This is a genomic window from Luteibacter sp. KNZ12-1A (assembly GCF_056755675.1).
Map to the genome: position 1 here is coordinate 1 of NZ_JBPGXU010000097.1, position 15,234 is coordinate 15,234.

A 15,234-nucleotide genomic window follows, 5' to 3' on the forward strand; every position below is an offset into this window, starting at 1 on the left:
GTCGGCGATGGGTGCTCGCGATGACCCATCGCCGACAAGGTCGGCTCCCACCAGGGTGTGGCAAGGGGGTGGCAGGAGTGGGATGCGGGTTTCATGGGGCGCAAGATGCGGATGGTTCGCGGGCGGTTCGCGGGGGACGATGCGTGTGAACCCCTCAAGGAACCTTCCACCATGTCATTCCGTATCAGCGGCCTCGACCCTCAACCTTACATGTCTCTGTACGGCCTCGACGAGGCATCGCTCAAGGCCCGCGGCGTGATCCGCACGATGGCCACCGACGACACCGGTTTTCCCGAACGCGTGGAACTCCGTGCCGCGCGCCGGGGTGAGCCGTTGTTGTTGCTGAACCATATGCACCAACCGGCGGATACACCGTACCGATCGAGCCATGCGATCTTCATCCGCGAAGGCGCGACGGTTCCTTACGAAGGCTACGATGAAGTGCCGGACGTGATGCGCGTCCGTACCTTGTCGCTGCGGGGGTTCGACCGTCACCACCATATCGCCAGCGCCGTCGTCGTCGACGGCGATGCGGCGGCGGAGGCCATCGAACGCCTGTTCGCGATGTCGGCGGTCAGCTATGTCCATGCCCATTACGCCGCGTACGGATGCTATGCCGCACGCGTGGACAGGGCTTGACGCCGCATTCGCCGGGGTGGCGTATAACGGAGTCGTTTCCGCGAGAGGCGATTCCCCATGCCAACCACCAGCGAATCCACGATCTGTCCGATCTGCCAGGGTACCGGCATCGTCACCTATGTCGACGAGGACGTCGGTTGCCAGGTGGAGATACCGTGCTGGGCCTGTACCGAACGCGATGAAACGGCGTTGGCCCAGCACTCGCCGAACGTACCCTGGATCGGCTGACTCAAAGCTTGTAGTTGACCCCGAACATCACGGTCCGGCCGAAGGTGTCGTATTCGAGCGGGCGTGCGACCTTGACGTTGTTCGGCAACGCGGCGATCTGTTCAGTCTTCATCGGTGAGTTGGTCAGGTTGTTCACCTGGAGCAGGATCGAGAGACCATTCCACGTGCCGTGGTCGAAGGCATAGCCGAGCTGGAAATCCGTCTGCTTGTCCGCCAGGACACGCGTGTAGCCAAGCTGGTCGAAGAGGGCGACGGCCTCTCCCGTGAATGACGAGCGATAGCGTTCGGCGATGCGCACCGACCAGCCGTACTTCTCGTAGTACAGGGCGAGGTTGGCCACCTTCCTTGACAGGCCGGGCAGGGTGGATGGGCTGCCGGGAATGCTCGATACCGCGCTCACCGGCAGGGTGCTGTTGGTGAGCGAGAAGTTGGCTTGCACGCCGAAGCCGTCCAACGCACGGGCGATCAAGGCGCCTTCCAGCGCACCCGACAATTCCAGGCCCTGCATCTTGCCGCCGGTGCCGTTTTCCGGCCGCGTGAACGAGCCTCTCGTGCTGGTGGGCGTGAGGGTGGGGTTGTCGTTGACGTAGCGCGAGAAGTCGTAGTCGAGCGTGGTCTGGTTGTAGATGTAGTTCAGCAGGTTCTTGTTGAACACGGCGGCCGCCACATAGCTGGACGTGCCGAAGTATTTCTCCCACGAAAGGTCGGCGCCAACGGCGATATAAGGCTTCAGCTTCGGGTTGCCACCGCTGCCGGACCAGAGCACCTGCCCAGCGGCGGGGCCGTCGTTGACCAGTGCGACGCCGGCGGAGGTGGCGACCTTTTCATCGTCGATGCGGCCGCGCGCCATCGTCTTGGCCAGGCCGAAACGCAGGAACTGCTTGTCCGCTATCTCGGCCACGAGATTCAGGCTGGGAAGCACCTTGGTGTATTTCGTTCCGTCGGAAATGCGGCCGACGAGCGCATCGCCATTGGTTTGCAGCGCATCGGACGACTGGTCGGTCCGCACGGCCTGCACGCCCACGTTGCCGCGCAAGGGAACATCGCCCAGGCTGGTGTCGATGTTGAACTTGACGTAGGCGACGGGAACCTTCTCTTCCACCGTATAGTTGCGGCTCCAGTCGGACTGGCCGTTGCGCTGCGTCAGATAGAACTGGTTGCCCAGGGCACGCAGGACATCGTAGTTGACGATGCCGGGAATGCCGCCGTAGTCGAGGTCGGTGCTGCCACTCAGGAAGGACGGATCGATCGGCGTGGCGAAGCCGGGCACGTAGGTGTCGCCCGTGGAGCCATTGCCGTTGAGCCAGGCGAAATAAACGTCGGCCTGCTTGGTCTTGCGACGATCGGAGTAGTTCACGCCGACGTTGACATCGCTGAAGATCCAGCCGACCGGATGGCTAACCTCCAGGCGGAACGCCTTGATGGTGTCCTTCTGCTTGTCGAACTCTTCGCGGCCGTTGTAACCGTAGTTGTTCGGATCGGTGAAGAAGATGGCCGACGGATCGGCGAAATTCACGCCCGGCCGGAAATCGGGGAAGCCTTCGTGTTCGGGCGTGGCGAAGTCCGTCGACGACGTGGCCTGGCCAGGCAGGCCCGCGAACAGATAGGCGTCGTGCAGGCGCTTCTTCGCACTGGAATACGAGGCATCGGCGGTGATCACCCAGCCGTTGCCGAAGTCGTACTGGTTGTTCCAGCCGGCCGAGAACAGCTTGTCGTGTTCCTTGGTGTACTCGTTCTGCAAGACGGACTTGAGCCCGTCGATGTGGCCGGTGGTGACGATGGGATAGGGCAATGCCGGCACGTAACCCACGTTCGAATAGGAGACGTTGTCATAAGGGCTGCTCGACCACTGCGCGCCGTTGAGGTAGGTCTTCTGGTTGAAGGTGGAGTAGTAGAGATCCAGCGTCGAGTGGTAATGGTCGTCCGGAGCCCATTCCAGCACGGTCATCAGGCCATTGCGCAACTGGTTCTCCGACTTGGCGCGCAACTGCATGCCTTCCTGCGAAAGCACGTTGTCGGGCATGCCGGGCGTATGCGGCGCGCCCCAGTTCGTCTCCGCGCCTTGCGAACCGTTGTTGAGGCTCCACCACCACGCCTGGTACTGCTTTTCCTGCACCGGCGAATCGAGTTGTGCAAAACCCACGGCGAGACCGAGCGTGTGGTCGAAGAACTGGTCGATATAGGAGAAGCTGGCACGATGCCCCGTGTCGCCCACGCCCGTACCGTGGTTCAGGCTGCCGTTGGAGGTATTTTCGCCACGCAGGTTGGCCGCGAACGTACGCTTGGGCAGGTCGAGCGGCTTGATCGTGTGCAGGTCGACGGTGCCGGACAAACCCTGGCCGATGAGGCTGGCATCCGGCGTCTTGTAGACGGCCGCGCCACTGATCAACTCGGATGGGTACTGGTCGAAGTCGACGCCGCGGTTCTCGCCGATGGTGGCCTGCTCGCGGCCGTTGAGCGTCGTTCCCGCGAAATCGGGCGAGAGGCCGCGGATGGAAATCTGGTTGGCTCGGCCATCCACGCGCTGCGTGGCGAGGCCGGACAGGCGGGCGAGGCTTTCCGCGATGCTGCTATCGGGAAGCTTGCCGATGTCCTCGGCCGAGATGGCCTCGATGATGTTGTCCGAATTCTGCTTGGCCTTGATCGCGCTCTGGATGCTGCCCTGGATACCGGTGACCACAACGGCATCGAGGTTGCTCACGGCATCCGGATTCGCGGGCTTCTTCTGTGTCGTCCTGGCGGGCGGGTTGGCAGCCGGTTCGGAGGTCTGTTGGGGCTGGTCCTGCGCGTTCGCGGCGCAGGCGAACATGAGCAGCAATGCAGTGGCGCATGCCATGGCGAGCGGCTGCGGGCGAAGTACAGGCACGGAAAGAGCCTGCGTCAAACGGCGACGATTCATCTTGTTTTTCCCCGCATTCCGGTTGAGTGACCGGCGCCCCCGCGCCGCGGGCCGGAGAATGAGGGAGTGACACGTGACTGTCATCCTGCGTCGCAGCAGAATCCTGCGTTACGTTCAGGTGCCGTGGATGCACGCATCGGCCGTGCCGCCTCCTGGTGCGTCGCAGCAACCGGCCACCTATGCAAATTCGGCCGTTGACGCGTAATTTGCGGTGCGCTATACGTTGAATCGTGTGAGGCGCTCGGTATTCGCCGTCCGTCGCACGCCAAGGCCGCGCATGCATGGGGCATGCCGGTCGCGCAGCTCGCGATGAATGATGGGACAGCCACGATGCGTCGCCTCACTTCAAATCATGCGAACACCAGCTGCGCCTTCGCAGGGCACGCCTTCCCGCGCGTGATGGCCGACGGCCTGCCGATCCTCGCGCGTGCCAAGCTGAGCGCATTGCGTTCGCGCGGCAAATGCGTCGCCGGTTACTCTCCCCCGCACACCTCCCGCTGATCCCATTCGACTGATCGGCACGTTCCTCGTCCGACGGCTCGTCGACGCACGCTTGCACGCGCAGGCGTGCTCGCAGGCCATGTCCGGACCCGCTGGTGAACCCCGCTGATCATCGGAACAGCGCATCGCACGCCGAGGGGCCGTGCGAGAACTCTCATGAACACTTTCGGGGTGGGGTGGCTTGTGCGTACTCATTATTGTCCAACCAGGAAAACGCTCGTCGCGGCGCTGTGCGCCGTTATCGGATCCACGGTCGTGCCCGCGTTCGCGCAGCAGGCACAGACGCCTCCGGCGGACGCGGCGGCCACGACGCAAGGCGCGACTCAAGGCACGCCGCCGCCGGCCAAGCCGGAAAAGGCGGTGCAGATGAAGGGGCTCAGCGTGGTGGCGAACCGCTACGACGCGACCAATATGCGCATGGATTCGGTGAACACCGTGGAGGTGCTGTCGGCGAACGACTTGCAGCACACCGCCGTGCATAACGTTGCCGAGGCGCTCGGCCTGATGTCCGGGGTGAACGTGACCACGACGGGCACCGGCTATTTCGGCGGCATCGATGGCGCGGCACGCGGCGAGGGCATGTTCGCCTCGGTGCGTGGTTTGCCTTCCGAATACAACGTGAACCTGATCAACGGTTCCAACGTGGCACAAGGCATGCCGTACAGCCGCAGCGTCCAGCTGAGCCTGCTGCCGCCTTCGGGCCTGCAGACCATCGTGCTCAACAAGACATCGATGGCCGACATGGACGGTGACGCGATCGGTGGGACGATCGATTTCCGTACGCCCAGCGCCTTCGACTTCAAGAAGGATTTCAGCGGCAGCGTGACCGCCAGCGGACGCTCGGAAAGCCGGGCGCGCGATTACGGTGGCAGCGGCCTCGGTGGCGGCCTTGCCGGGGAACTGCAAGGAAAGTTCGGTGCGGAAAAGCAGTTCGGGGTGTACGTGAGCGGTTATTACGACTACCGGAACATCGCCAACAGCGAGATCGGCGCGGCGGAAAGCGCCTCGAACGACGGCTCCTGGGCCTTCCTCCACGCGACGGCCGATGGCGACAACGCACCCGGCTACGATCCCGCCCGCAACCTCGTGAGCACGGGCACGAACGTGGGCATCGCCTCCGGTTTCGAGCGCCGCTACGGAGGCAACGTCTCGCTGGACTGGAACGTCGATCCCACGCTGAAAGCCTATGCGAAGATGACCTACGCGTATGCGCTGACCGAGCAGAACACCACGTATACGCAGTTGCTGCCGTCCAACGTGACGTACGTCCCGACCGCCACGCCCGGCGTGTACGCGCCGAACATCGGCCGCATCGCCAATCGTTTCTGGTTCGAGACCAATCCCGAGCGTGCCGACCTGGCCACGATCCAGCTCGGTGCCGACAAGGTCGCCGGGGGCTGGACGATCTCGCCGAATGTGTTCTGGAGCATCGGTCGCAACGACCGGCCCAACCACGTGGAGATCGACGGGCGCGAGGACAAGTATTCCCAGGACAACTTCGCCTACGGCGGCAGTTCGTTGCTGCGTTACGGCGGTGGCGGTTTCCCGTATCCGCAGCTGACCCCGGGCCTGCTCGGCTCGGTGAACAACATCGGCGGGATGTGGGCGAACGATTATGGCGAGGTCACCGACATCCGCTCGGGCCAGAAGCGGGGTGGCGCCAAGCTCGACCTGCGCTACGACTTCGATGGCGGCCCGGTCTCGTCCGTGAAGTTCGGCGTGAAGTACAGCGACAGCTCGCGCGAGTTCACCAATCGCGACTGGTCCACCGGCGGCATCAACGACGGCGTGACGACGCTGGACGACCTGGGCATCTTCAAGGGTTATTACTCGTCGATCTTCCCCGACAAGTACCACTGGCGCACCCCCGACGTGAGCCGCGCGGCGGTCGCGGCGTTGATCGACCAACACGTGCTGCCGTCCGACCTGGATACGTGCAGCTCGCTCGATTTCAACAACTACAACTGCGACACCATGCGTGGCACCGAGGCGGTCACCGCGGCCTACGCCATGGCCACGATCAACCAGGGGCCGCTGGAGATCATCCCCGGTGTGCGCTTCGAGCATACCTCCATCCACAACACGTTCTGGACCACGCCGACCGACGCGGACGGCAACGAGCTGCCGGGCTTCTTCGACAATAACCGTACGGTCTACAACGAGCCCCTGGGCAGCCTGTTCATCAATTACCGGCCCAATGGAAACGTGGTGTACCGCGCCGCGGTCTGGCAAAGCTACACGCGGCCCGCCTTCGTCCAGCTCGGCGGCGGTTCGCAGATCAACACCTCCGAAGGCGTGACGACGATCACCCGCGGCAACCCGAACCTCAGCCCGATCAAGTCCACCAACGTCGACCTGGCCGCGGAATGGACCACGGATCGCGGAGGCTATGCGTCGTTCTCCGGCTTCTACAAGAAACTGCGTGACTACATCTATGACAGCGGCGGCGGCCAGGCCAACCCGGACACGGTAGGCGAGGGCACCGTGCTGACCAAGACGCCGACGAACGGCGGCGACGGCAAGGTGTATGGCCTGGAGATGACCTGGCGGCAGAAGTTCCAGGATCTTCCCGCGCCGTGGGATGGCCTCGGCTTCAGCGTCAACGCGACGCGGCAGAACTCGAAGGTCGACCTGGGGCGCGAAGGCTTCGGCAACGAGCGTTTGCAGGCGGCACCGGAACGCATGGCGAACGCGGAACTGTTCTATGAGAAGAACGGTTTCTCGTTGAACCTCAGCTACCACTACACGGGTTCCTATCTCTCGACCTACGACTTCCTCAACCAGGGCAGCCCTTGGGACGACCTGTGGATCCGTCCAATCCGCCGCGTGGACCTGCACGCGGGTTACCTGCTGCCCAACGGCATCCAGCTCGACCTGCAGGTGAGCAACCTCACCAAGCAGTATTCGTACTGGTCGCACATCGGCAGGAACAGCCTGGCCAACTCGGATATCGTCGATGCCGGCATGACCACGCTGCTCACCGTCAAGTACTCGTTCTGAGCATGCGGCGCCGGGACTTCCTCGCGTTCTCGTTGCTCGCGCCAATGGCATGGGGCGGAACCCCGCCGGTGGCGCTGGCGGGGACGGCCGCGCCGGTAAAGCCGGTGCCGCCCGACGGCAAGGCGCACGCCTTCGGCTTCGGCCGGAGGCGGTTCCTGCTCGACGGCAGGGAGTTCCGCATCCACAGCGGTGAGATGCACCCGGCGCGCATCGCGAAGGAACACTGGCGCCACCGGATACGCATGGCACGCGCGATGGGGCTCAACACCATCGCGCTGTATGTCATGTGGAACCACCACGAGCGCGAGCCGGGGCAGTTCGATTTCGAAACGGGTAACCGCGACATCTCCGGCTTCATCCGCCTGTGCCAGGAAGAGGGCATGTGGGTATACCTGCGCCCGGGTCCTTATGTCTGCGCCGAGTGGACGAACGGCGGCCTGCCGGCATGGCTGCTTCGCGATCCGGACACGCGCCTGCGCGATGGGGACGATCCGCGTTACATGGCGGCCGTCCGGCGCTACATCTCCGCGCTGGCATCGCATGTCGCGCCCTTGATGGTGTCCCGGGGCGGCCCGGTGCTGATGCTCCAGGTGGAGAACGAGTATTCGATGTTCGCCGGGGACGTCGGCTACCTCAAGGCGGTCGAGGCGGCATGGCGTGCACAGGGCATCACCGGTCCCTTTGCCGTCTCCGACGGCTGGAAGGATCTCACGCGCCGACGTGCCTACCTGCCCGGCGCCGCGTTGGGTCTCGACGGCGCGGACGTGGACATCCTGGCCAAGGGCCGGGCGTTCGCGGGCGAGGCGCCGGTATGGGTCGGCGAGGGATATCCGGGATGGCTCACCCATTGGGGCGAGCCGGTTTTCGCATCGAAGGACTACGTGGATACGCTGCGCCGCGTGATGAAGGCGGGCTATTCGTTCAACCTCTACGTGGTGCACGGCGGCACGAACTTCGGCCTGACCGCGGGGGCCAACCTCGAAGACGACGGTTCGCGGTTCCAGCCTGTCATCACCAGCTACGACTACGGCGCACCGATCGACGAGCGCGGATACCCGACCCCGCAGTACGAGCGCTTGCGCAAGGTGATCGCGGAAGCGACCGGGACAACACCGCCCGCCGTGCCGCCCGCCGAACCCTCGGCGACGTTCGCGCCGGTGAAACTCGATCCATACGCATCCTTGTGGGACAACCTGTTCGAAGAGCCGGCACGCATACCCGTGCCGGGGCCGAACGAGATCCTGTTCGGACAGGACCAGGGCCTGGTCCTCTACCGCAAGCGCGTCGAGGCGGGCTCGCGGCTTCGCCTGGACGGCGTGCGCGACTATGCCGTGGTCTACATGGATGGCCACGAGGCCGGCCACGTATCGCGCGTCGAACATGCGGACGTGTCGTCGTCGCCGGACGTCGCCTTGCCACGCGGATGCATCCTGGATGTACTTGTCGACACGTTCGGGCACGTGAACTTCGGTCCGCGCCTGGGCGACCACAAGGGCCTGATCGGGCCGGTGACGCTCGATGGCGCGCCCTTGCGTGACTTCCATGCCTGGCCCTTGCCCCTGGATGGCAGCTGGCTGGAACACCTGCGGCCGTTGAAGGGACCACCGGCCCGTGGCGGAGTCTTCTTCCGGGGCAAGATCCACCTCGCCAGGCCGGGCGATGTCTATATCGACATGGGCGAGTGGACGAAGGGCTATCTTTGGGTCAACGGACAGCTGCTGGGCCGCTACTGGCACATCGGGCCGCAACGACGATTGTTCTGCCCGGGCCCATGGCTGCGCGAAGGCGACAATACCGTGATGGTGCTCGACCTGCACCGGAGCGCCGGTGCGGGCATCCATGCCGCGGAACGCCTGCATGACTGAGGAGACCGTGCCGACACACGACGTACCGCCGCGGGCGATCGGCTTCTGGGGCGGTCTCTCGGCCAACGTGCTGAACATGATCGGCATCGGGCCGTTCGTGACCATTCCGCTCGCGCTCTCCGCCCTTGCGGGACCGGGCGTGCTCCTAGGCTGGATCGCCGGCGCCTTCCTGTGCCTGTGCGACGGACTGGTGTGGGCGGAGCTTGGCTCGACCATTCCGGAGTCCGGTGGGCCGTACCACTACCTGCGGGAAGCGTACGGGCGCGAACGCATGGGTCGCCTGTTCGGCTTCCTCTACCTGTGGCAGACGCTGCTCACCGCGCCCCTTTCGATCGGCTCGGCCGCCGTGGGATTCGCCCAATACCTGGGTTATCTCGTGCCGTCGCTCGGCGACGGCGGGCGGATCCTCGTGGCGGCGGGCCTGTGCCTGGCGAATACGGCCGTGTTGTACCGGCGTGTCGGCGAGATCCAGAAGCTGTCGATGTTCATCACCGCCATCGTCGTCGTGGCCTGCGCCTGGGTCGTCGTCAGCGGCATCGCGCATTTCGACATGGCGACCGCCAGCCGGTTCCTGCACATGCGCACGGAATCGACGCATGGATTCTGGCTCGGCCTGGGCGCGGTTTCGCTGATCGCCGTCTACGACTACGGCGGCTATAACAACGTGTGCATGCTCGGTGGCGAAGTGAAGCAGCCGCGCCGCACCATCCCCCTTGCGGTGCTGACCTCGATCCCGCTCGTGGCGGTGCTCTATCTCGGCCTGAACATCAGCATCCTCGGCGTGCTGCCGTGGGAGCAGGCCGCGCAGTCGAAAGCCGTGGTGGCGGATTTCATGCAAGCCATCCACGGCCGCATCGGCGGCACGCTGGCCGTGGCGTTGATCCTGCTCGCCAGCTGGGGATCGGCCCTGGTGGTACTGCTCGGTTATTCGCGCGTGCCCTATGCGGCCGCCGCCGACGGACAGTTCTTCCGGGTGTTCGCGAAGCTCCATCCGCGCGGCGGCTTTCCCACGGTGTCGCTGGTCTTCGTCGGCGTGACCTCGGCGTTGGCATGTTTCCTTTCACTGGAACGCCTGATCGCCACGCTGATGGTCGTGCAGATCCTGTTCCAGTACATCGCGCAGTGTTTCGCGGTGGTGGCCTTGCGCCGGAGGAAGGTTTCGGCCGACGCCTTCCGCATGCCGTTTTACCCGCTGCCGATCGCCATCAGCGTGGTGGGCTGGCTCTACCTCGTCGCGACCAGCGGCTGGTCGTCGATCGTGACCGCCGTGGTCGCCGTCGTCGCCGGTACCCTCATCTTCCTTTGGCAAGCCCGGAGAACGCGCTCGTGGCCGTTTCCATCGACCTGAAATCCTGGGATGTCGCCGTCGTGGGCGAGATCTATGCCGACCACGTATTCAGCGGCTTCGCCCGCTGGCCGGGGCCGGGCGAGGAAGTGCTCGCGAAGGATTACCTGCGCGAGCTCGGAGGCGGCAGCGTGAACACCGCGTGCGGCTTGTCGCGGCTCGGCCGGCGCACGCGCCTCGTGGGGCTGATCGGCGAGGCGGACTTCGACTGGTTCGAGCGGCGGCTGGGAGACTTCGGCGTCGGCATGGACGGCATCCGCCTCGGCGCCGACGGCACCGGTACGACGGTCAGTGTCTCCACCCGCGAGGACCGCTCGTTCTTCACCTACCTGGGTGCCAACGCCGGATTGTCCGAGCTGCTCGAAGTGCCGACCGTGATCGCCGACCTGGTCGCCGCTCGCCACGTGCATTTCGCGATGCCGCTGTCACGCGAGCTGGCCGCGCGTATCCTTCCGCAGCTCCGCCAGGCGGGATGCACGACCTCGCTCGACGTCGGCTACAGCGCCGATTGGCTGCGCGATCCCGCCAACCACACGACCTGCCGCGACATCGATTTTTTCCTGCCGAATGCGAAGGAAGCCGCCCTGCTCGTCGGTGACGACAACGCGGATGCCTATGCCGCATGGTCCGGCGCGCAGGGCTTGCGCCATACGGTGCTCAAGCTGGGCGCGCAAGGCGCGCTGGTGGCCGATGCGGCGGGAATCCGAATCGTCCATGCGCCCGCTGTCGAGGCGCTGGACACGACCGGTGCCGGCGATGCCTTCGACGCCGGGCTCATCGACGCCGTGCTCGACGGCGAAACGCTGGACCGCTGCGTGCAGCGCGCCTGTGTCACCGGCGCCTTGTGCACCACCGCGGCGGGCGCCTTGCATGCTCTTCCCCATTCCCCGACCTTGAGGACTCTTCGTGAGCGGACGTACGGATCGTAAGATCGCATTGATTGGAGGGGGCAGCGTCCGCTCGCCCCTGGTGGTTTTCGGTGTCAACGAGGCCGCTGAAGCGCTCGGCGCCGCGGAGATGGTGCTGTACGACCCCGATCCCGCACGGCTGCGGATCATGGTCGACCTCGGCAAGGCCATCGTCCGGCATTTCGGTGGCGACCTGCGCCTGCGCGGTGCGACCTCCCTGGAAGACACCATCGAGGGCGCCGACTTCGTCCTCAACAGCATTCGCATCGGTGGCATCGTCGGCCGGGCGGCCGACGAACGGGTGTCGATCGACCATGGATATCCTGGCCAGGAGACCACCGGTCCCGCCGGGGTCGCCATGGCGCTGCGCACCATTCCCGTCGCCATCGAGCAGGCCCGGCTGGTGGAACGGCTGAGTCCCGAGGCCTGGCTGGTGAACTTCACCAATCCCGCCGGCCTCATCACGCAGGCCGTCACCGACCACAGCAGGGCGCGCATCGTCGGCATCTGCGACACGCCCACCGAACTGTTCCACAACATCGCGCGTGCCCTGGGCGAACCGGCGGACGAGGTCGAGTGCGACTACGTGGGACTCAACCACCTTGGCTGGGTGCGCGGCGCGCGCGTACGTGGCGAGGACGTCTTCGATCGCCTGCTGGCCGACGACGACCTGCTTCGACAGCTCTACCTCGCACCATTGTTCGACTTCGAGATGATTCGCGCGCTGCGCCTCATTCCGACCGAGTATCTGTTCTTCTACTACGAGAAGCGTCGCGCGCTGGATAACCAGCGCAGGCAAGGTGGCAGCCGTGGCGCGGAGATCCAGCGCCTCAACGACGACTTGCTGGCGACGTTGACCTCGCGCCTGGACGCGGGCGATGGCGAGGCGGCCGTCGACATCTACGCGGCGTACCTGAACCAGCGCTCCGGTTCGTACATGAAACTCGAAGCGGAAGGCGGATCGGCCTTCGACCACGGCGTGAGCCTGGAAGGCGATCCGTTCCGCGTGGCGACCGGTTATCACCGCATCGCCATCGACGTGATGAGCGCGCTGACCGGCGCCAGGCCTGCCCGTATCGTGGTGAACACGCGCAATCGTGGCGCCTTGCCCGACCTTCCCGACGACGACATCGTCGAGATCGCATCGGATATCTCACTCGATTCCATCGTTCCGCAGCCGATCGCATCGTTGCCGGATGCGGTGAACGGCCTCGTTCGTTCGGTGAAGGCGTACGAGCGCGCGGCGATCGCCTCGGTGCTGGACCAGCGCCGGCTTGAAGCGCGCAAGGCGATGCTGATCCATCCGGCGATCGGAGAGTGGACGCCGTCCGGTGATTTGCTCGAAGCCTTGCTGGGGCATGCGAACGACGATGGCGAATGCCTGTGCCATGGGCCGGTGCTTCGTTAGCGCGTTTTGCTTGGTTGAGATCACCGGACGGCGAATCGGAAACCCCGTTGTGGGAGCCGACCTTGTCGGCGATCCCGCGGCAGCGGGCCAGGGTGAGGCAAGCACCATCGCCGACAGGGTCGCTCCCACAGGCACCCTTTCCCGAGCGGCGGTGCAACCGGAGCGACGAGGGTGGTGGCCGACGGCTCTGCCTACCGCGCTTCCCGGACTTCCGTGAAGAACCTTTTTCTTGGGATCACAGGCATTGCGCATCTTCGGCAACGATTTCGATTCGTCGCGCCCGTACTCGAAGTAATGCGCTGCCCGATGTGCGATGTCCGCAAGACGCCTGCGACGTCATGGGTGTAGCGTGTCATCCAGGCACTGATGGCGTTCCTGTCGTCGTCAGTCAACTCAGGAAGGAGGGATCCGTGCATGGACGCCACTTATACCGTTGAGTTCGAAGAGTATCCCTTGGGCTCGTATGCGGGCTTGACGACGCCTTATTTCGTTATCAAGCTCACGGGAGGCGACATGTCCGTCGTTCGCGCGCCCGATGACTGGTATCCCTACTTCATGGGGAGGTGTGTGCAATTTCCACGACCGGATAATCATCTCTCGGTCGACCTGTTGATCGATAATCGTCCAGGCGAGATCAAGTTCATTCTGAACGATGTCCATGGCGGGATCGAGAATGGAGTCGTCGCTTTTTTCGACCTCGACAATCAACTGATAAAGCTTGTCGAAGTCACGAAAGGCGAACCTTGCGTTGTCGCTCTGGAACACCCGCCCGGAATCAGCAGGGTTAGTTTCTTGACCTACGACGTCGTTTACTTCGATAACTACGAGGGCGTTCTCGTACCCTCCGGTGCAACCGCGGGAACCGTCGAGGAAGGCCCCGAAATCGTCGAAGCTTCCGCCGCCGTGCCTGCGAGTCCCGCGGAGGGAGACATGGCACTCGAATACTTCAAAAATTTGACGAATGGGGATCACACCTCGTTGCTGGAAACGCCGCTGTTGACGATTCACAACAAGAAGCGTCTTTATGTCATCTCCGAAGTGAATGACGCGTTTCCGCACATGATGGGGAAGCGGGTTCTCCTGGGCGGCGATGTTTTTTACCCTGAAGAGGTCACCATATACTTCAAGGAGGTCACCAGCCGAGTCCGGTTCACGATGAGGCGTGTCGACCTGAACGCTATCAGGGGCCATATCGAGTTCTACGCTGATGACCAAACGCATCTGGGAACCGTCCTTGCCGGACCGGATATCGTCAGCGTCGTGGCGTATGAAAACGCGAAGGGCATTCGCGAGGTCAGGTTCAAGGTGGCCAACAATGTCGTAGTCGACAACTTCGAGTTTCGCCGGCCTTGAAGTCACGTTGCCGGCTCGGAGTGGTCCGTTGCGGCAGCGCGAGGATCGGGGGGCGGCGGTGCACGTATCGTAAGAACTCGCTATCGCTACCGGGTCGGTGCAACTGGTGATAGCTTTGCGTGGTAGTGGCTACGACAGGTGGCAGGCTCGAACGCATGGACACTCAAAAGACCTACTGGTTCGGTCGCAAGCGGTTCGGTTGGGGCATCGGCCCCAGGAGCTGGCAAGGGTGGTTGGTTTCGGCTGTTTACGTCGCGGTCCTCATCGGACTGCGACATCTGGGTCCGAAGACCCTGGACCACCAGGTCTTCCTTATCCTCTCGATCGTTTCGACCTTGGTATTCGTGGGTGTCATCGCGTGGAAGTTCGAACGGCGCTCTCCCGGCTAACGACAGGGAAGCCGAGTTCGAACGAGCCATGTGTCGGTGCCATCGGCGTTGCGTGATGTGAGGGGTTTTCGCAAGCAGACATCGCCGACAGGGGCGGCTCCCACCTCGCCGAGCAACGGGTAAACTGCTGTCTTTACCCGGAATCGCCGCATGCTCAACGTCACCGGATTGGTGAAGACCGTTCCCGGAGGGCGGACCCTCTTCGAGGGGCTCGACCTGTCGTTGGCTCGCGGGGAATTCGTCGCCGTGACCGGCGAGTCGGGGGCTGGCAAGTCCACCTTGCTCAACCTGATCGCCGGCCTCGATTCGCCGGATGCGGGGAGCGTGCATATCGATGGAACCGATATCGCTGGCCTCGACGATGATGGCCGCACCGGGCTCCGGCGTGACCGGATCGGCTTCGTGTTCCAGGCGTTCCATGTCCTGCCGCACCTCGACCTTGCCCACAACGTGGCGTTGCCGCTGGCGTTGCAGGGACACGATGCGCATGCGTCGCTCGCCGCGGCGGAGGCGATGCTCGTTTCCGTGGGCCTTGGCGGTCGCGGCGATGCGTACCCACGCGAGCTTTCGGGCGGCGAGCTCCAGCGCGTGGCGGTCGCCCGCGCGCTGGTCCACAGACCCGGCCTCATCCTGGCCGACGAGCCCACCGGTAACCTCGACCCCGACACCGCGGCGCGCACCCTCGCGTTGTTCGTCGAC

General features: G+C 64.3%; 12 protein-coding genes. 11 read left to right on the forward strand and 1 reads right to left on the reverse strand.

What is annotated here, in order from left to right; genetic code table 11:
* The first annotated feature begins 171 nt into the window (after window positions 1-171).
* Together ACR9ZJ_RS15745 and ACR9ZJ_RS15750 are read left to right on the forward strand one after the other, a co-directional pair.
* Window positions 172-639, forward strand: a complete 468-nt coding sequence (locus tag ACR9ZJ_RS15745; protein ID WP_481288264.1) for a DUF1203 domain-containing protein — start codon at window positions 172-174, stop codon at window positions 637-639.
* Between the two features lie 57 nt (window positions 640-696).
* Window positions 697-867, forward strand: coding sequence for a hypothetical protein (locus tag ACR9ZJ_RS15750; protein ID WP_481288265.1), 171 nt, complete (start codon window positions 697-699; stop codon window positions 865-867).
* Window position 868: 1 nt separating this feature from the next.
* Here ACR9ZJ_RS15750 and ACR9ZJ_RS15755 read toward each other — a convergent pair whose 3' ends face one another.
* Entirely contained in the window at window positions 869-3,766 is a 2,898-nt protein-coding gene (locus tag ACR9ZJ_RS15755) for a TonB-dependent receptor (protein WP_481288266.1), read from the reverse strand.
* Window positions 3,767-4,096: 330 nt separating this feature from the next.
* Here ACR9ZJ_RS15755 and ACR9ZJ_RS15760 point away from each other — a divergent pair, with 330 nt between their 5' ends.
* The 9 genes from ACR9ZJ_RS15760 to ACR9ZJ_RS15800 form a co-directional block, all read left to right on the forward strand.
* Window positions 4,097-4,267: a hypothetical protein gene (locus ACR9ZJ_RS15760; protein ID WP_481280202.1), complete on the forward strand. Its 171-nt coding sequence runs from the start codon at window positions 4,097-4,099 to the stop codon at window positions 4,265-4,267.
* Window positions 4,268-4,507: 240 nt separating this feature from the next.
* Complete coding sequence (locus ACR9ZJ_RS15765; RefSeq protein WP_481288272.1) at window positions 4,508-7,267, forward strand: TonB-dependent receptor; 2,760 nt, start codon at window positions 4,508-4,510, stop codon at window positions 7,265-7,267.
* Window positions 7,268-7,269: 2 nt separating this feature from the next.
* Window positions 7,270-9,132 (forward strand): beta-galactosidase, encoded by a 1,863-nt coding sequence (locus ACR9ZJ_RS15770; protein ID WP_481288267.1) that lies wholly within the window; start codon window positions 7,270-7,272, stop codon window positions 9,130-9,132.
* The gene (locus tag ACR9ZJ_RS15775) at window positions 9,125-10,480 is read left to right on the forward strand and encodes an APC family permease (RefSeq protein ID WP_481280205.1); all 1,356 of its coding nucleotides are present in this window, start codon (window positions 9,125-9,127) and stop codon (window positions 10,478-10,480) included. The genes ACR9ZJ_RS15770 and ACR9ZJ_RS15775 overlap by 8 nt, the downstream gene beginning before the upstream one ends.
* Window positions 10,459-11,406, forward strand: a complete 948-nt coding sequence (locus ACR9ZJ_RS15780) for a carbohydrate kinase family protein (RefSeq protein ID WP_481280206.1) — start codon at window positions 10,459-10,461, stop codon at window positions 11,404-11,406. Before ACR9ZJ_RS15775 ends, ACR9ZJ_RS15780 begins: the two co-directional genes overlap by 22 nt.
* Window positions 11,384-12,793: a family 4 glycosyl hydrolase gene (locus tag ACR9ZJ_RS15785; RefSeq protein ID WP_481288268.1), complete on the forward strand. Its 1,410-nt coding sequence runs from the start codon at window positions 11,384-11,386 to the stop codon at window positions 12,791-12,793. Before ACR9ZJ_RS15780 ends, ACR9ZJ_RS15785 begins: the two co-directional genes overlap by 23 nt.
* Window positions 12,794-13,207: 414 nt before the next feature.
* A complete protein-coding gene (locus ACR9ZJ_RS15790; RefSeq protein ID WP_481288269.1) occupies window positions 13,208-14,146 on the forward strand; it encodes a hypothetical protein in 939 nt (312 codons plus the stop codon).
* Between the two features lie 155 nt (window positions 14,147-14,301).
* A complete protein-coding gene (locus tag ACR9ZJ_RS15795) occupies window positions 14,302-14,535 on the forward strand; it encodes a hypothetical protein (protein WP_481288270.1) in 234 nt (77 codons plus the stop codon).
* 150 nt (window positions 14,536-14,685) lie between these two features.
* On the forward strand, window positions 14,686-15,234 hold a 549-nt coding region (locus tag ACR9ZJ_RS15800), incomplete at its 3' end, for an ABC transporter ATP-binding protein (protein ID WP_481288271.1).